The following is a 17,249-nucleotide window of genomic DNA, read 5'->3' as shown; positions in this document are numbered from 1 at the left end:
GGCCATTGGGCCCCGTGGGGGTGGCCGAGAGGCCCAATGGGCGGTCGCGGAGCGCCTTCCCGGTCGCCGTGTTCGGCCGGCGGCCCTCGAGCGCCCGGCCGTTCCCCGCGGCCGGACGCCGTCCCATGCCGCCTCCTGCGCGTGCCGCGACGCCCGGCGGCCATGTCGGAACCTTCCGCGAAGAGGGACCTTCGGCCCCGTGCGCGGAGACCATCGGCCGCCGCGTCGGCGTCGGCCTCCGGTGGATGCTGACGGCGACCGATCCGGAGGTGTCCCGTGTACGACCACGTCGACCGCCCTCGAGGCCGATTCCACCGCTGTCGCTCGCGGTGGGTGCCGCGCACGGTCCGGCCCGGTCACCGTCCGGCCGCCCGCCTCGTCTGCCCTGACTCCAGGGCGGCCGGACGCAGTCCCCGGGCGCTGGGGAGGGCTGTGCGGTGAGCGCCGCCGACCAGGTCGTCCCCCGCCGGTGGCACGACGTGGCCGACCGGCCCTTCGTCGTCGTGCGATGAGGAAAGAGGAAGCGTCATGCGCACCCAACTCCTGCCGGACGAAGCCACCGTGGAGGCGCTGCTCGCGGCCGCCGTGATGGCCCCGTCGATCCACAACACGCAGCCCTGGCGCTTCCGTCTGAACCCCGACAGCCAGGTGCTGGAGGTCCGCTCGGCACCGACGCGCACGCTGCCGTTGACCGACCCGACGCACCGGGCCCAGTACGTGTCCGTGGGCGCCGCGCTCTTCAACCTCCGGCTCGCCGCCGTCCACGAGGGCTGGCGGCCCGAGGTGAGTCTGCTGCCGGACCCGCACCAACCCGCACTGCTGGCCGCGGTCCGACTGACCGGCCCGCTCGCCGCGCACGACCAGCCCTCCGACCCGGGCCTCCACGACGCCATCGCCGAACGGCACACCAGCCGGTCGCCGTTCACCGGCCGGCCGGTGCCCGAGCCGGTCGTCGCGGAGATGACGGCAGCCGCACAGGCCGCGGGAGCGCGACTGCACGTCCCGGACCCCGCCGGAGCACAACGCCTGCTGCATCTGACCGCCGCGGCCGAGGTCCGCAACCACGCCGACCCGGACCGCACGGCGGAAACCCGTTCCTGGATCACCGACCCACGCGCTGACGCACCGTACGGGATACCGGTCACCGCCCTCGGTCCGCCCGACGCGGCCGGGTGGATGCCGGTGCGGGACTTCATCGGAGCGGGGCCGGCCTACCGGCTGCCCGCTCTGTGGTTCGAACGCCATGTCCAGACGGCGATGCTGTGGACGTCGCACGACCGGAGGGAGGACTGGCTGAGGGCGGGTCAGGCCCTGCAGTACGTCCTGCTCACGGCGACCGCCCGAGGGGTGCGCACCTCGCTCCTGCACCAGGCCATGGAATGGCCCGATCTGCGGGCGGCGGCGGCCCTGCCGCAGCACAGGCGGTGCCATCCCCAGGTGCTCATCCGGTTCGGCTACGGCCCGGACGGCGGGCGTACACCACGAGCGCCGGGGCGCCTCGGGGCTCGTACCTCAACACCTTCCGAGACCGGTTCGGAAGGCTGACCGAGAGCTGCATCCGGACTGGGAGCCCGCCCGTCCGGCCGTGTCCCGCCGCGGGCGGAGGGAGCGGAGCGGAACCCGGACGTTGACAGGGCGCCCTCGAACGACGTTCCTCGGGCGGGATAGTCGAACAAGAGGACGGGTAACCGGAAGTGGCCCAGACGACTTTGGGGGGCCACAGTGATCAAGGTTCTTCTCGTGCATGACGCCTGTCTCCTGCGGCAGGCGCTGGCCATCCTGTTACGCCACGAGCGTGACCTGGAGGTGAGAGCGGCGTCGTGGTCGGATGCGGTGACCGGGCTGGTTTCCTGGCAGCCGCGGGTGTGTGTGGTGGACGTGGAGGCCTCGGAACCGGCGGCGCATCTCTCTCAACTGGTGCCGCTGGCCGAACGCGCGACGGAGCGGAAGTGCGGGCTGCTCCTCCTGACGTCGCCCAGCAGACCGGGGCTGCTTCATCGTGTTTCGCGGGCGCAGGCGCTGGGATACGTCAGCAAGGGCGAGCCGTGCGAGGCTCTCCTCGGTGCCATCAGGCGTGTGGCGCGGGGCGAACGGTTTGTGGACACCTCACTGGGATGGGACTTTCTGCAGGCGTCCCGAGTCCCTTTGACCGAACGGGAGTTGAGCGTTCTGTCGCTGGCCTCGCAGGGAGCTTCCGTCGCGGAGATCGCGGGGGACCTGCACCTGACGCACGGTACCGTGCGCAACTACCTGTCGACCATCACCCGCAAGACGGGGGCACGCAACCGCGTCGACGCCATCCGCATCTCCCAGGAGGCGGGCTGGGTCTGAGTGTGGTCGTGTCCCAGCTGCCCACCAGGTCGCGGTAGACGGGCGAGCGGGTCAGCAGCTCTTCGTGGGTCCCCCATCGGGTGTGCGCGCCGTCCATCAGCAGGATCCGCCCGGCCCGTCGGGCGGAGGTGATCCGGTGGGCGATGATCACGAGGGTGCCGGCTCTACGGGCGAAGGCCAGTTCCGCCCGGGCCTCGGCCGCCGGGTCGAGATGGCAGGTGGCCTCGTCCAGCAGGGCCAGTGGCGCGGGCGCAAGGTAGGCCCTCGTCAGTGCGATCAACTGGGCTTCTCCGGCGGAGAGGGCCGAGGGATCGACGGACGCGTCGAGTCCGCCGAGTCTGCCGACCAGAGCGTCGAGCCCCATCCGGGTGACAGCGGTTCGCACCGCGGCGTCGGGCGGCGGATCGGGGCACAGGTACAGCAGATTGGCACGGAGGCTGCCGGAGAACACGTACGCCTCCTGAGGGATCAGCACGCGCAGGCGGGCCAGTTGCTCCGCGGTCAGGCCGCCGACCGGCACACCGCCGACCCGCACCTGCCCACTGCGGGGGCTCAGCAGCCCGGCGACGAGTCCGGCCAGGCTCGACTTGCCGATGCCGCTCGGCCCGACCACGGCCAGGTGCCCGCCCTCGGGCAGGGTCAGGTGCAGATCGCGGACCACGGGCCTGGTGTGGTCGCCGTAAGCGAAGGTGACACAGTCCAGCTCCACTGCGGGAGGCTTGTGCGGTACCGGGTGAGCCGCCCGTACGACGGCGTGCCGTGCGGCGGGGTGGCGGCAGGTCCGTCCGGGTGGCGACTCGGTGCCGTCCGGAGCCGTCGGGTGAGTCCTGTCGGTGTCTCCCGCAGCACCGGCGTCCGAGCCCCGACCCGCCGGGCCGGCCCACAGCCGCCGCAGGACGGCACCCAGCCGAGTGCCGGCCGTGCCCAGACCCTGCGCCAGGTTGTGCAGCGCCGGCTGGAGCGACTGCGTGACATACACGAGCGCGCCTGCCAGGGAGCCCGCCGTCACGCCGTGGCGCAGCAGCCACGGAGCGGCGCCCAGCAGCAGGACGACCGGCAGCCGCCCGGCGACGGCGAGCGCCAGAACACGGTTGACCTCCCAGCGCGCCAGCGACCGCGAGGCCCGGAACTCCGCAGCGACCAGGGCATCGATCTCGTCGGCCACCGCGTCCTGCGCGCCCGCCGCGGTGACGTCCCGCAGGCCGGAGGCGAGCTCGCCGCACTGTCGCGCGAGATCCTCGTCAGCGGTCAGGTAGGCATCCTGACGCCGGGCCAGCGGGCCGAGGGACGCCACGAAGAGGCCCAGTCCGGCGACCAGCGGGGGCACGACCACCACCAGCAGGAGCGGACTCAGCGCGACCAGCCCGGCCAGGGCACCAGCCGCGGTGAAGGCGAACGAACGGGCGGCCATCGTCACCCCGGCGAACGTGTCCCGGGCGAGCTCCACCTGCTGGGTGAGGCGGGAGACCGCGGTCGCGTCGGCCCGGTGCGGCCCGGCCACGGCCCGCCGCACGGCTCCGGAGACGACTCGGCGCACCAGCGCGTCGCGCAGCGGTTCGACCAGCCCGGCCAGCGCCCGATAGGCACGTCGGGTGCCGACGGCCGCGCCGACCACCGACACGGCGGCCGCCCCGAGCCATACCAGGCCCTGGTCGGGCCGGCCCCTGAGGAAACCCTCGTCCAGCGCCCGGGCCAGCGCGACGCCCAGGAGGAAGGTCTGCCCGGCCTCCAGGACCGACCAGCCGGCCAGGGCGCCGAGCGCCCGCACATGGCGGCGCAGAAAGACGAGGCCGGCGTCCCGCAGACCGCATTCGGTCGCTGCGGGGGCGACCCCGGGGGCCGTATCAGTCATCCGGCCCCTCTCCCTCACGGACCGGCTCACGAACCGGTTCATGGATCGGCTCAGGGGCGGGACCCGGAAGGTCGGCCTCGGCGCAAGGCGGCTCGAAGACCGCCCGGTATTCGGGCAGGCACCACAGCGCGGCGTGCGGGGCCAGGGCCCGCACCCGCCCGCCGTCGAGCCAGGCCACCAGGTCGGCGCGGGCCGCCGTGGAGGGGCGGTGGGCCACGACGACACGGGTGCGGTCGCCGAGCCCGTGCCACAGCGCCGCGCCGATGCGGCGCTCGGTCACCGTGTCGAGGCTGGAGGTGGCGTCGTCCAGCACCAGGAGCCGACCGCCGTGCGCGAATGCCCGGGCCAGGCCCAGGCGTTGAACCTCACCGCCGGACAGGGCGACCGCCCGGCGGTGGGTCTCGTAGCCGTGCGGCAGGAGGCGGATGAAGTCGTCGGCGCACGCCTGGCGTGCAGCCGAGACGACCCTCTCTCGCGGAACGGCGGTGGGACCGAAGGCGATGGCGCCGCCGACCGTGCCACCGAACAGGGCGGGTCGTGCGAAGGCATGACCGACCGCGCGGCGCAACTCCGCGCGGCACAGTTCCGGCAGGGGCACCCCGTCGAGGAGTACGACGCCCTCGTCGGGATCGGCGAGCCGTCCCGCGAGGGCGGCGAACACCGACTTGCCCGTCCCGGAACGCCCGACCACGGCCAGCGACGAACCGCCCGGAACGGACACGTCGACCTCGCGGAGCACCGCGCGACCGCCACGCACCGCGGCGACGCCACGGAACTCGAGTCTTCCGGTGCCTGCCGGGAGCCGTCGGGTGCCGTGGGCGGTGGCGGGCTCGGCGAGAACCTCGGCGACCCTGCCGGCGGCGGCACGACTGCGTACGACGTCGTTGACCCGGGAGACCAGCACACCCAGGCCGGTGGCCAGTGCCGCGTAGCGGGAGGCCGCGAGCAGTTCGCCCACCGTCAGGCGGTGAGCCGTCATGAGCAGGCCCGCGACGGCCAGGACGAGGATCTGCAGCAGCGGAAGGATTGCCGCGGCCTGGGCTGTCGAACGGCCCAGGACCTGCCAGGTCCGGTTTCCGTGCCGCCCCAGTTCGGGCAGCGGACGCAGGATACGGGCCGTCTCACTCCGTACGGTGCCCGCGGCGGCCACCGTACGGGCCCCGCGCAGCGTTTCCAGCAGATGGCCGACCATCCGGCCCTGGACCTGCTGGTAACGCCGAACGCTGTCGGTGGTGTCGCGCACGAAGGCCCGCAGCAGCAGCACGAGGACGGGTATGCCGAGGACGAACGCTGTCCCCAGCCACGGATCGAGGAGGGTGAGGGCGAGCAGCGCCCCCAGCGGTGTGATCGCGGCGGCCGGCAACCCGGCGAGGGCGGCCGGGGCCGCGCCGGTGTGCGCGGCGTTGCCGACCAGCCGGGTGGTCAGGTCTCCCGGGGAGAACCGGTCCTGGGCGGGCGGCCCGACAGCCAGGACGTGACGCAGCAGCCGCCCGCGTGCCCGGGCCACCGTACGAGCACCGGTCATGCCGGTGATCAGGGCCTCGCCCGCCTGGGCGGCGATGAGAGCAGCCGTCAGGGCCGCCGCCAGCACGGTCCAGCGCCCGGTCCACAGGGGCCGCCGGTCCGTCAGCAGGGCGTCGACGGCGTGGCCGAGCACACTGGGCATGGCCAGTTCCGCCGCCGCGGTGAACATGCCGATCAGGCCCAGCGCGGTGCAGCGGCCGGCGCTGTGACGCACAACATCGCGCAGGAGGCGCCGGGTCGGGGGCTCGGACGCGTGGCAGAGGGAGGCGCCCAGGCGCATCGTTTCGACCTTCCCACGACGGGGGCAGGGCCCGGCTGGTCACCGGGCGGGCCCCCGGACGACGGCTGCCGTCCGGGGGCTGTCCTTCGCTCCGTCACCGATGCCCGGCCGCCGCACGGGCGGGAGCGGGTCGGGACGGGGCGGTCACAGACACAGAGTGGTGGACGAGGTGCTCGCCGAGCACAGCAGCAGGCTCGCGCTGCTGACCGTCGAAGCCGCGTTATCCGGCGACTCCGGCGGTTCGGGAGTCTCGAGTGTCTGCAGGTCGAGCAATACCATGGTTCATCCTTTCGGCTCGGTGCCGCTTGAGTGGGTGTCCCGGCGTCAGCCGGCGGGATCTCCGTTGGCGACGTGTACGGGCGAGGTCTCCACGCACGCGGCGTGTGCGAGTGGATCTTCCGGTTCGGCCCCCTGCTGCGGGGACCGGCTCTGGGGCCGCCGGAGCGGCGGGAGGAAGGGAAACGCGGCCGGCCGCTCCCCGAGTGCGGCGCCGATGGCCAGCAGGCAGCCTGCCGTTCCCGTGGCGAGGTCCATCGACAGACGCATCACCTGGTCGCCGGCGAAGGCCAGCTGTCCGCTGTAGGGCAGCGCGTGCCAGGACAGACGGGCGACCTGGTCGGCGAGATGACGGGGAGCGACCTCGGGTGTGGTGGTGCGGGCGAGGTGCAACACCATGCCGGCGCGTCCGGCGAAAAGCCCCGACTGGGCGTAGAAGCGTGACGTGGCGGCGGGCAGGATCGCCACACGGGCACGTGCGAACTCCTCGTCGTCGTTCCGGGCGAGGTAGTCGTCGAGCACCATGGCGATGCCCACGCTGCCCTGGCCGAGATACGGCATGGAGCGGCGGCCCTCGTCCACGGCGAGCGCGCCCGAACGGTCGATCGCGCAGTGCGCCAGGTCGGCGCGGAGGCGGTCGGCTGCCAGGTCGAGCAGGGCAGGTTCCCCCGTGCGTTCATGCAGCCGTAGGAAACACAGTGCGGGGCCGCTGGGTCCGTACATCAGGCCGGCCTTGTCCGTTCTGTGGGCGCGCTCACCGTCCGCGAGCAACTGGGCCGCCTCGAGCGCATGGCCGTGCAGGACCGCCTCGCCCGTGGCGCGCGACAGTTCCTCCAGAGCCAGCGCGACCCCGGCCAGCCCTCCGTACAGGTCGGGCCCGAGGCGCTGCCACCTCTCGTCCAGCACCCTCTCGGCCAGTTTCAGCGCGGGTCCGGTGTGACCGAGGCGCGCCAGGACCAACGCGGCGCCGAGCAACCCGTCGAACAGGCCTGGGGGAGTGCCGGATCCGGGGTCCGTCGTGTGCCGCAGCAGCCACTCCTCGCCGGATTCATGGCGTGGGCAGCCGGTCTCGGCGAGGGCGTACAGGACGCCCGCCGCCCCGTGGGCCAGGCTGATTCCGCCACCGTCCCTGAACTGCTCGATGTCCCCGGGAAACAGACGGTCGTCCCGCTCGGGTGTGGCGCTCGCGACGATGGCCCGGTGCATCGAGTCCCGGCTGCGTGGCCAGTCGCCGGGATCGACCGGCAGATGGCGTTCGGCACCTCGACGGGTCGCCCGCGACGTTCCGTGCCCCTGCGACCGGGGCGTCCCCGTGATCTCGCGTACGGCGTCGGTCAGAAAGGAGCGCGGCACGGGGAACTCCCCGGCAGCCGCGTCGGCGAGGTGGGCCGCCTTGCCGCGGTCGACGCCGAACAGTGTCGTCAGCGGCAGGAAGAGCGCGAGGCGCAGGCACGCCAGGGCGTAGCGGTCGATGGCGAAGCCGTGGCGGTCGGCCGGAGCGAGGAAACCGGGGTGGGCGACGACCTGCCGGCGGTTGTCGTCGACGTGAGCGGCGGCCTCGAAGTCGATCAGCCGCACGGATTCCCCGTCGGGGCCGATGAGGATGTTGAACAGGTGCAGGTCGTTGAAGACGACCCCGCGATCGTGCACGGCGGCGACGGCGTCCTCGACGGACCGGTGTACGCGCAGCGCCCAGGCGGTGTAGTCGGCGAGCACGTCGGGACCGGGGTCGGCGACGAGCAGCGGATGGCGGCGGCCGAAATACGTGTTGAGGGTGTCGCCTTCCAAGTGCTCCATCACCAGGAAGCGATGATCACCGAGCACGAACCAGTCCCGTACCTCCGGTGCCACGCCCGAGCCGGAAAGGCGCTCCAGGCTCGCGCGTTCGCGCTCCAGCCGGGTGACGGCGTCCGCGCCGTCCGCCGCCAGACCGGCGTGCGGCCGGGCCTCCTTGAGCACGACCTTCTCACCGGTGCGCAGATCGCGGCCGGCGTAGACCCCGCCCCCGTTGGAGAAGTGCAGGGCCTGCTCGATCCGGTACGGCAGGTCGCCGGTGGTCGTGGCGTTGCGGGCCGCCAACTCCGGCTCGAGGAAGGCCGGCAGGACCACCCACTCCGGCACGCGGAACGTCGGGTCCCTGCGGTCCGGCACCAAGCGGCCGCTGCCGTCCTCGACAGCCGGGACGAGCGTCCCGTCGGCGTCCGGGCAGAACCGCTGGGCGAAGCCCCCGTACCTCACGTAGAGCGGTCCTTGTCGCCAGCGCAGGTCGGTGAGGATGTAGGGTCCCTGCTCCCCGTCCAGCAGCTCCCCCAACTCCTGGAGTGAACGGTGGAGTTGTTCCTCGTCGCGCGGATAGAGCGTGGCGAACTTCCCGCTGCCGCCCCGCCCGGCGTACTTCGAGTTCCTGAGGAAGAGATGGTTCGGTCCGGGCAAGAACTTGAACGGGATCGTGCGGGAGACGCAGTAGTCCCAGACGACGCCGGCCGTCTTCTGCGCGTTGTCCAGGCAGGCCGACACGTGGATTTTCCAGCCCTGCAGGGGAGTGGTTCCGTCGGCGGGCGACAGATGCAGCCAATCACCGGACCGGTGCCGGCGCCAGCCGTCCGGCTCCGCCCGGCAGGCGGGCTCGTAAAGCTGCGGTAGGCCGTCTTCGGCGCCGAAGAGGCGGTCCGGCGTCTCGTAGAAGTGGTCGTCGGCGAGACAGAAGACCTCGTATCGCTTCTCCATGGGCACCTCCCGCTGGGTGGTCACCAGACTCCGGCGGGCGTGCGGCCCCGTACAGTCACGCCTGTCATCGGTCACCCATGACAAACGCAGCACCGCACTCCTGTGCCCCGCGCAGCGCCTCGTCGCCAGGGACCTTATCCACGCGACAGATGATCAACATAGTGAGAATCGATTTCCCAGATCGGGTGGGCCGGGACAGATTGGTCGCACGCAATCTGGAGGACACTCACGTGAAACCCGTAGCCCCCGCCGCGTCCTTCCCTGGACCTTTCGGCCTCGGCACCCCATCCGCCCCGGTCTGAGCCCCTCACGTTCCGGGGGCGCGGTGCCTGTCAACCGCCCTGACTCCTGCGCCGCGTCCCCGGTCCCCTCACATCCGGAGAAGTCCGGAGCCTGGAGTCCCACTCATGCGTTTCGCCGTCTACGAACACCAGCAACAGCGCCGGGTCGCCGTCGTCGCGGAGGAGGGCGCCCTCCACCCCGTCCGCGGCGCACGGTCGCTCAACGAACTGATCCGTTCCGGTGACGGCCTCGCCGGGCTGCTCGAGGCGGGCGCCGCCGCCCTCGACACCCCGGCGCGGCTCCAGGTGGCGCAGGTACGTCTGTTGCCACCGCTGGAGCCGCCGACCGTCCGGGATTTCGTCACCTTCGAGGAGCATGTCGAGGGCGTACGGCGGTCCGTGGACGGTGTCGGCGGGGTGCCCGAGGCCTGGTACGACGCTCCGACCTTCTACTTCACCAACCCCTACGCGGTGATCGGCCCTTACGACGACGTGCCCGTTCCCCCGGGCTCGCGTGTGCTCGACTTCGAACTCGAAGTAGCCGCCGTCATCGGCCGCGAGGGCCGCGACCTCACGCCGGAGGGGGCCCGCGACCACATCATCGGCTACACCGTCTTCAACGACTGGTCCGCGCGTGATCTCCAGTCCCGCGAGATGCAGGTCCGTCTCGGCCCCTGCAAGGGCAAGGACACGGCCGCCACCCTCGGCCCGTACCTCGTGACCAGCGACGAACTGGAGCCCTACCGCGACCCGGACGGCTTCCTCCGCCTGGGGCTCACCGCCGAGGTCAACGGCGAGGTGGTCGGCAGGGACCTGCTGTCCAACATGAGCTGGACCTTCGAGGAGATGGCCGCCTACGCCTCGCGCGGCACCGTCGTCCGCCCCGGCGACGTGCTCGGTTCGGGGACCTGCGGCAACGGCGGCTGCCTGGCGGAGCTGTGGGGCGTGCGGGGCGAGCAGTCACCGCCCCCGCTGAAGCCCGGCGACACCGTCACGCTCACCGTCGAGGGCATCGGCACCGTCTCCAACACCGTGGTCGACGGTGCCGATCCGGTGCCGATCCCGCTCGCCCGCCGAAGCACCCGGGAGCGGCCGTGACCGACCTGTACCCCAAAAGACTCCTCGGCAAGGTCGTCGTCGTGACCGGCGCGGCCCGCGGCCAGGGCGCCGCCGAGGCCGACGCCCTGGCCCGTGAGGGGGCCCGGGTCATCGCCACCGACGCGAAGCCGGAGGGCGACTGCCGCCGCCTCGACGTCACCAGTGAGCGGGACTGGGCCGAACTGGCCGCGGAACTGAGGGAGTCGTACGGCCAGGTCCACGGCCTGGTCAACAACGCGGGCATCACCTGGCGCGCCCGCGTCGACGACGTACGCCCCGAGGACTTCGCCCGCGTCCACGCCGTCAACGTCACCGGGCCGCTGCTGGGCATCCAGCACCTCGCCCCGCTGATGCCGCCCGGCGCGTCCATCGTCAACGTCGGCTCCACCGCCGCGCTCACCGGCCACTACCCGGTCGCCTACACCGCCAGCAAATGGGCGCTGCGCGGCCTGTCCAAGACCGCGGTCACGGAACTCGGCCCCCGGGGGATCCGCGTGAACACGATCCACCCCGGCTTCATCGAGACCGACATGACCGCGTCCGCCGCGCCCGTCTTCCGTGAGGCGAACGTCCGGGAGACACCGCTCGGCCGTACGGGCACGGTCGACGAGGTCGCCCCGCTCGTGGTCTTCCTCCTCTCCGACGAGGCGTCCTTCATCACCGGCGCGGAGATCCCCGTGGACGGCGGGCTCACCGCGCACGGCGGCGTCAAGTCCGTCTCCGACGCGCTGCGCGAGGAGGCGATGTGAAAGACCCGACGGCAAGGTGGCTCTGATCTCGGGGAGCTCGCTCAGCAACGGGCGCACCGCTCCCCTCGGCCGCGTCGGCGTCCCCGCCAGCGCGACCCCGCGGGCTCGCGCTTCCCAGGTCGACGTCCCCTTCCGCCCCGGCCCGTCACCGGCAGTCTCGATCACGGCCGCGACCCCTCGGTGGAAAAACCGGCACAGCATGTTCCAGGGGAAAATGCCAATGCCGTTCCCTGAGGTCGGTACTTTCCGTAATCTCTAGGGCACCCGACCTCTTCGGGCCCCTGAACTACCTTGTCCCGCCCCGCACTTGAACCGCTTTCGCCGACAACGCGCCGAAAGGACACGGTCATGGCCGTCGAGGCCGAGGTTCTGAACGAACTGCACCGGCTGCGCGCACGCATGCCGCAGCTGACGGGGGCGCTGGCGGCCAGCGCCGACGGACTCGTCCTCGCCCGGGACATGCCGGACGTCGAAGCGGAGGCGCTGGCGGCACTCACGGCGGCCGCCCTCGGCGTGGGCCGCCGGATGGCCGACCTCGCGGCCCGCGGTGAGTTCCGCGAACTGCTCGTCCGCGGCGCCGGGGGGTACGTCGCGACCTACGCGGCCGGACCGTCCGCCGTACTCACGCTGCTCGCGGACGACCGGGCCAACGTCGGCCGGCTGCACCTGGAGGGGCGGCGCAGCGGCACCCGAATCGCCGAGCTGCTGGCGGCAGGACCCACGCCCGACCGCCCCCACCTCCCGGGACCGGGAGGAACGGCCTCGGCCTCGCCCACATTCCGCGGCCGGAACCTGGGCTCCCTCCCCATCCGCATCCCCCCGCAGTCCCGACACGAGCCCTGAGCCGGGGCCCGGCACTCGGGACGGCAGACCGGTTCAGTCGCTCCTGCCCTCCGTCTCCGTGCGGCCGCGGCGCCTGCCGACACCGCCACGGCGTCGGCCTCCCGTCCGGTCGGGGCCGGTGCCGGGACCGGGACCGGGACCCGAGGGGGCGCTGAAGCCGCCCGGGACCAGGCGCGGCGGTGCCACGGTCGGAGTCGTGGGGCCGGACGGCGAAAGACGCTGGTCGTACGGCTCCCGCTCCGCGTCCCGGGGCGGAGACGGCGGCGGAACCGCGCGGCTGATCACGCGCGCGTGGGGCATCAACGGAGCGCAGGCGGAGCACACTTCGGTGAGCGTCCACACCTGGCCGACCGCCGGATCGTGCCGCAGCACGAGGACGACCGAGCCCGCGCAGTTGACCCGGGTGCCCTCGTGCAGCGCGCACCCCTGACGCCGGCACCAGCAGGCGGCGTCGTGATGCACCGCCGCCGCTCTGGCGTGCGCGGCCGCGTGGGCCTCGGCGAAGCGGCGCAGGACAGCGATGTCGCGGGAGCGCGGTGGCATCGCGCACGCCGACGAGCAGGTGACCGAAGCGGTGCGGTCCCGGTGCCCGACCACACGGATCGTCCAGCAACGGCCGGGACGTCGGGCCGAAGGGGCGTCAGGGTACGTAAGAGCCAAAGCACATGTCCTTCGTGGCGTTCGTGGGGGGAGGGCGACGAGTCCGGAAAGGTTCCGGCGCGGCCCGACCGGAAGTGACCTCGTTCACAGCATGCCCATGGCCGCGCGGACCATTCGTGCTGTGCCCCCTCTGGCGGACACACCACTGTCCGCGTCTACCCCTAAGCTCCCTCCATGAACACCGGGGAACCTGACAGACGCGTCATCGACGGCCGATTCGAACTGCTCCGGCGGCTCGGCGGCGGGGGCATGGGCTGGGTGTGGCACGCCCATGACCTGGCCCTGCACCGGGACGTGGCGGTGAAGGAGGTCCGGCCGCCGGATCCGGCGCTGGCCGAATACGACCCCGAGGGCGCCCGCACGCTGCGCGAGCGCGTTCTGCGCGAGGCCCGCGCACTGGCCCGCGTGCACCACCCCAACGTGGTCACCATCCACCACATCGTCGACGGCGGCGAGGGCACCTATCCGTGGATCGTGATGGAGCTGGTCACGGGAGGCTCGCTCCAGGACCGGCTGCAGCGCGGCGTGTTGACCCCGGTCGAGGCCGCCCGGGTGGGACGCGAGGTGCTGTCCGCACTGCGCGCCGCGCACGCCGTCGGCATCGAGCACCGCGACGTGAAACCGGCGAACGTCCTGCTGCGCCCCGACGGGCGGCCCGTGCTCACCGACTTCGGCATCGCCGCCGTCCGCGAGGCCACGAGCCTCACCGCCACCGGCGCCGTCATCGGCTCGCCCGACTTCATGGCGCCGGAACGCGTCACCGGCAAGGAGGGCGGCCCGGCCGCCGACCTCTGGTCCCTGGGGATGCTGCTGTACGTCGCCGTGGAGGGCCACCATCCGCTGCGCCGGGCCAGCACCCTCGCCACGCTGGCCGCCGTGCTCGGCGAGGACGTACCCCCACCCCGGCAGGCAGGCCCGCTGACCGGCCTCCTCATGTCCCTCCTCGTCCGCGATCCCCAGGCCCGCCCCGAGGCCGAGGAGGTCGACCGTCTGCTGGCGGCGGTGACGGGGGAGGCTCCGGAGGCGTCGGTGGGGCCGGTGGGCGCCTTCGGGCCGCCGTCCGGGGGTGTCGCCGGATCCGGGGCGTGGAAGGTCCCGCCCGCGGGGCCGGGAGGCACCGCCGCACCCGCCGGTGCCTCGCACACGCCCCCGGGCTCCTTCGGCGCCCCCGTGGCCGATCACGTCTCGGCCTCCGTGGCGGCCCCGGGACTCACCGGCGTGCCGACCTCGTATCCCATCGCGCCGCCGTCCTCCGCCCCTGCCCCCGTCGACGTGACGGCCGCGACCTCCCCCACCCCACCCGGATCCCGCCGTCCCTTGACGACGGCCGTCGCCAGGGCCGTCATCGGTACCGCCCTGACCGGTGTCGTCGTCTGGGCGGTCCCGCAGATACAGGACGGCGGCGGCGACAGCGGCGCGGCCGGGACGCATCCCTCCGCGACCGCCTCGCAGAACGGCCGGTCGGGCTCCCCGTCCGCGAGTGCCGCGTCCGACGGGCAGTCCGGGAAGACGCTCAACCTGCTCACCGAGGACGGTGTGCGGACGACGGTGGAGAAGCTGTCCGCCGCCATGGGCGGCACCAGGGTCACCAGCCTCGTGGTCTACCCGGAATACGCCATCGCCGAGGCGCCCGTTGACGGGAACCCCAAGCTCTACGACCGCTACGAGTACCGGGGCGGGGACGTGGCCGTGAAGGACGGGCCCGGGGGCACCGTGCGCAGCGGGGAGACCCCCGTCGACCTGAACACCTTCAACTGGGACGCCATACCCAAGCTGCTCGCCGAGGCCGGGCGGACACTCAACATCAGCGACCCCACCAGCCGTTATCTCGTGATCGACCCGGCGTCCACCATCTTCGACGACCCTCCGACGATGAACGTCTACCTCGCCGACGACTACGGCGGCGCCTACCTGGAGGCCGATGTGCACGGCAAGGTCATCGAGGCCCATGCACGCGACGACGGCTGACAGGCCCCGGACCGGAGTCCTGATCGGGCAACCCCCTGTGCCACGACACCGACGCTGACGAGAGCGCCTCAGTGCGGAAACGCCCGCGGCTGCCGCAGCAAGGGGAGTTCTTCGCGGAACTCCTCGATACGGGTGCTGATCTGCCGCATCAGGACCGTCTCCGTCAGGCGGTCCAGGTAGAGGTTGCGCCGGGACAGGCCCACGGCGTCGACGCAGAAGTACAGCGACATGAGGGGGTTGACGAAGAGCTCGCTGTCCCGGGTGCGCTCGGTGAACCGTACGTTGCCGAAGTCGCCGCGTACGGCGGCTGCCACGGAGCCGTTCACGATGCTCGGGTGCCCGGGGGTGGACGCCTGGGCGTGGGCCACCGCGTCCAGGTACATCGCCCCTTCGCGGCTGTCGCGGGGCAGGGAGAACGCGCCGAGGTAGGCGCCCTCGCGGTCCAGCGCGGCCAGGTTCTCCAGTACCAGGGAGTGGTTGACGCCGTGATAGGCGTCCACACCGAAGCCCAGGCATACCACCAGCCGGTGCTCGACCTCGTCGAGGGCGTGCACGGCGGCCAGGCTGGCCATGTCCTCCTCGGGCGTGCCCAGCCCGTGTTCGTCGCCGCGCATCAGGATGTCCGTGCCGCCGTCCACGAGGACGAGGGCGTCGACGCCGCCGAGATGCCGCACCAGAGCCCGGTAGGCGTCCCGCAGCGGTGCCACCCCGGTCCGCGGGAAGGCGTACACCGTGGCGGGCAGGCCCTGCAGGTCCAGCCAGGTGGCCAGGGCGTGTTCGGGGAAGTAGTCGCCGCGGGCCGGGGTGTCGGGGCACACCGCCGCGACGTCCGGCTCCAGCCAGACCTCGGTGGGCAGGCCGTACAGCTCGGTGAAGGAGAGGTTGGCCAGATGGACTTCCTTGCCGGCCGAGCGCAGCGCCAGCGCCAGCGGAAGGCCCGCGTACACGTCGAAACCGCCGCCCGCACCGGCGACGAGCACCCGCCGAGCGTCGCGCAGCCGGGTGAACAGGGGAGGCTCGTGGAGGGAGAACACGCGGGGACGCTAGCAGGCGGCGATCATGCGCCCCAGCGATTTTGTGCCACCGGCGATCAGCCGTTGGCGCCGACGGCCGTCCTCGGCGTACGGAGACGGTGGCCCGGCGAAGTTGCGCCGCCGGGCCACCCCGGCACGGCTACGCGCCGCTCTCCCGCAGCATGTCCTCACGCTCGACGATCTTCACGCGCTCGCGGTCCTGCGGCTCGCCCAGCGCCTTCTCGGCGGCGTCCAGCTTGTACCAGCCCTCCCAGGTCGTGAAACGGACCTCGCGCTCGGCGAGGAACGCGTCCACCGCCTCCGGCTCGGGCGAAGCGGGCGTCTGCAGACGGCCGTTGGCGTGGTCGTCCAGGAGGTTCGACACCGTCTCGTTGGCGTCGCCCTTGGTGTGGCCGATGAGGCCGACCGGTCCGCGCCGGATCCAGCCGGTGACGTACACCGACTGCAGATGCGTGCCGCTCTCCTCGATGACCCGGCCGCCCTCGTCCGGGACCGTGCCCGAGTCGATGTCCCAGGGCAGCTTGGGCAGCTTCTCGGAGAGGTAGCCGACCGCGCGGTAGATCGCGCTGACGTCCCAGTCCTTGAACGCGCCGGTGCCCTTGACGTTGCCGGTGCCGTCCAGGGCGGTGCGCTCGGTGCGCAGGCCGACGACCCTGCCGTCCTCGCCGAGGATCTCCGAGGGCGACTCGAAGAAGTGCAGGAACAGCTTGTGCGGGCGCTCGCCGATGTCACGGATCGCCCAGTTCTCCAGCGTCTTGGCGACCATGTCGGCCTGCTTGTTGCCGCGCCGCGTCGCGATCGAACCCTCGTCGTAGTCGATGTCCTCGGGGTCGACGACGACCTCGATGTTGGGGGAGTGGTCGAGCTCCCGCAGCTCCATCGGGGAGAACTTCGCCTGCGCCGGGCCACGGCGGCCGAAGACGTGGATCTCCAGCGCCTTGTTGGCCTTCAGACCGTCGTACACGTTCGGCGGGATCTCCGTCGGCAGCAGCTCGTCCGCCGTCTTGGCGAGGATGCGGGCCACGTCCAGCGCCACGTTGCCGACGCCGAGCACGGCGACCTTCTCCGCCTCCAGCGGCCAGGTGCGCGGTACGTCCGGGTGGCCGTCGTACCAGGAGACGAAGTCGGCGGCGCCGTAGGAGCCGTCGAGCTCGATTCCGGGTATCGCGAGCTCGCGGTCGGCCATGGCGCCGGTCGAGAAGATGACGGCGTCGTAGAAGGCGCGGAGGTCGTCCAGGCTGATGTCGGACGGGTAGTCGACGTTGCCGAAGAGGCGGATCTGCGGCTTGTCGAGCACCTGGTGCAGGGCGGTGATGATGCCCTTGATCCGGGGGTGGTCGGGGGCCACGCCGTAACGGATCAGTCCGAACGGGGCCGGCATCCGCTCGAAGAGGTCGATGGAGACACCGGGGTCGGTGGCCACATCGGACTTGAGCAGCGCGTCGGCGGCGTATATCCCGGCGGGGCCGGCTCCGACGATGGCTACCCGCAGGGGGCGGGGCATGATCAGGTTCCCTTCGAGCGGCGACAGATCAACTCGGGGAAGCCTAAACTGAGGCATACCTAAGTCGGTACACGGGTCCGGTCTATGGACTCATAAACATCGTTTATGAGTCAAAGATCGGA

At 72.4% G+C, this 17,249-nt stretch carries 13 protein-coding genes; 6 read left to right on the top strand and 7 right to left on the bottom strand.

Features of this window, described 5'->3' with window-relative positions:
• The first annotated feature begins 528 nt into the window (after nt 1-528).
• Both ACIBVL_RS06775 and ACIBVL_RS06770 read left to right on the top strand, forming a co-directional pair.
• Entirely contained in the window at nt 529-1,545 is a 1,017-nt protein-coding gene (locus ACIBVL_RS06775; protein ID WP_399092954.1) for an Acg family FMN-binding oxidoreductase, read from the top strand.
• Nucleotides 1,546-1,722: 177 nt separating this feature from the next.
• Nucleotides 1,723-2,331, top strand: coding sequence for a response regulator transcription factor (locus ACIBVL_RS06770; protein ID WP_399092951.1), 609 nt, complete (start codon nt 1,723-1,725; stop codon nt 2,329-2,331).
• Here the strand turns inward: ACIBVL_RS06770 and ACIBVL_RS06765 are convergent.
• The 4 genes from ACIBVL_RS06765 to lanKC form a co-directional block, all read right to left on the bottom strand.
• Nucleotides 2,261-4,183: an ATP-binding cassette domain-containing protein gene (locus ACIBVL_RS06765; RefSeq protein ID WP_399092948.1), complete on the bottom strand. Its 1,923-nt coding sequence runs from the start codon at nt 4,181-4,183 to the stop codon at nt 2,261-2,263. The two genes, ACIBVL_RS06770 and ACIBVL_RS06765, sit on opposite strands and share 71 nt — an antisense overlap.
• Nucleotides 4,176-5,987, bottom strand: coding sequence for an ABC transporter ATP-binding protein (locus ACIBVL_RS06760; RefSeq protein ID WP_399092944.1), 1,812 nt, complete (start codon nt 5,985-5,987; stop codon nt 4,176-4,178). The genes ACIBVL_RS06765 and ACIBVL_RS06760 overlap by 8 nt, the downstream gene beginning before the upstream one ends.
• Before the next feature lie 144 nt (nt 5,988-6,131).
• Nucleotides 6,132-6,266: a SapB/AmfS family lanthipeptide gene (locus tag ACIBVL_RS06755; RefSeq protein WP_399092941.1), complete on the bottom strand. Its 135-nt coding sequence runs from the start codon at nt 6,264-6,266 to the stop codon at nt 6,132-6,134.
• Between the two features lie 45 nt (nt 6,267-6,311).
• Entirely contained in the window at nt 6,312-8,990 is a 2,679-nt protein-coding gene (gene lanKC, locus ACIBVL_RS06750; RefSeq protein WP_399092938.1) for a class III lanthionine synthetase LanKC, read from the bottom strand.
• A gap of 407 nt (nt 8,991-9,397) precedes the next feature.
• Here lanKC and ACIBVL_RS06745 point away from each other — a divergent pair, with 407 nt between their 5' ends.
• The 3 genes from ACIBVL_RS06745 (at nt 9,398) to ACIBVL_RS06735 (ending at nt 11,961) form a co-directional block, all read left to right on the top strand.
• Nucleotides 9,398-10,369 carry a fumarylacetoacetate hydrolase family protein gene (locus ACIBVL_RS06745; RefSeq protein WP_399092935.1) on the top strand — a complete coding sequence of 324 codons (972 nt, stop codon included), beginning with the start codon at nt 9,398-9,400 and terminating at the stop codon, nt 10,367-10,369.
• Entirely contained in the window at nt 10,366-11,118 is a 753-nt protein-coding gene (locus tag ACIBVL_RS06740; RefSeq protein ID WP_399092932.1) for an SDR family NAD(P)-dependent oxidoreductase, read from the top strand. The genes ACIBVL_RS06745 and ACIBVL_RS06740 overlap by 4 nt, the downstream gene beginning before the upstream one ends.
• A 348-nt stretch (nt 11,119-11,466) precedes the next feature.
• Entirely contained in the window at nt 11,467-11,961 is a 495-nt protein-coding gene (locus tag ACIBVL_RS06735; protein ID WP_399092929.1) for a roadblock/LC7 domain-containing protein, read from the top strand.
• A gap of 33 nt (nt 11,962-11,994) precedes the next feature.
• Here ACIBVL_RS06735 and ACIBVL_RS06730 read toward each other — a convergent pair whose 3' ends face one another.
• On the bottom strand, nt 11,995-12,504 hold the full coding sequence (locus ACIBVL_RS06730; protein ID WP_399092926.1) for a hypothetical protein: 510 nt from the start codon (nt 12,502-12,504) through the stop codon (nt 11,995-11,997).
• Nucleotides 12,505-12,795: 291 nt separating this feature from the next.
• Between ACIBVL_RS06730 and ACIBVL_RS06725 the strand changes: the two genes are divergently transcribed.
• The gene (locus ACIBVL_RS06725) at nt 12,796-14,589 is read left to right on the top strand and encodes a protein kinase (RefSeq protein WP_399092923.1); all 1,794 of its coding nucleotides are present in this window, start codon (nt 12,796-12,798) and stop codon (nt 14,587-14,589) included.
• Nucleotides 14,590-14,657: 68 nt separating this feature from the next.
• Here the strand turns inward: ACIBVL_RS06725 and ACIBVL_RS06720 are convergent, their stop codons facing one another.
• Both ACIBVL_RS06720 and ACIBVL_RS06715 read right to left on the bottom strand, forming a co-directional pair.
• Nucleotides 14,658-15,623, bottom strand: coding sequence for a DUF1152 domain-containing protein (locus ACIBVL_RS06720; RefSeq protein WP_399092920.1), 966 nt, complete (start codon nt 15,621-15,623; stop codon nt 14,658-14,660).
• Nucleotides 15,624-15,762: 139 nt separating this feature from the next.
• Complete coding sequence (locus ACIBVL_RS06715) at nt 15,763-17,127, bottom strand: FAD-dependent oxidoreductase (protein ID WP_399092917.1); 1,365 nt, start codon at nt 17,125-17,127, stop codon at nt 15,763-15,765.
• Between the last annotated feature and the right edge of the window lie 122 nt (nt 17,128-17,249).

It is taken from the genome of Streptomyces sp. NPDC049687, assembly GCF_044465285.1.
Lineage (GTDB): Bacteria > Actinomycetota > Actinomycetes > Streptomycetales > Streptomycetaceae > Streptomyces.
This window is presented reverse-complemented; position numbering and strand designations above follow the sequence as displayed.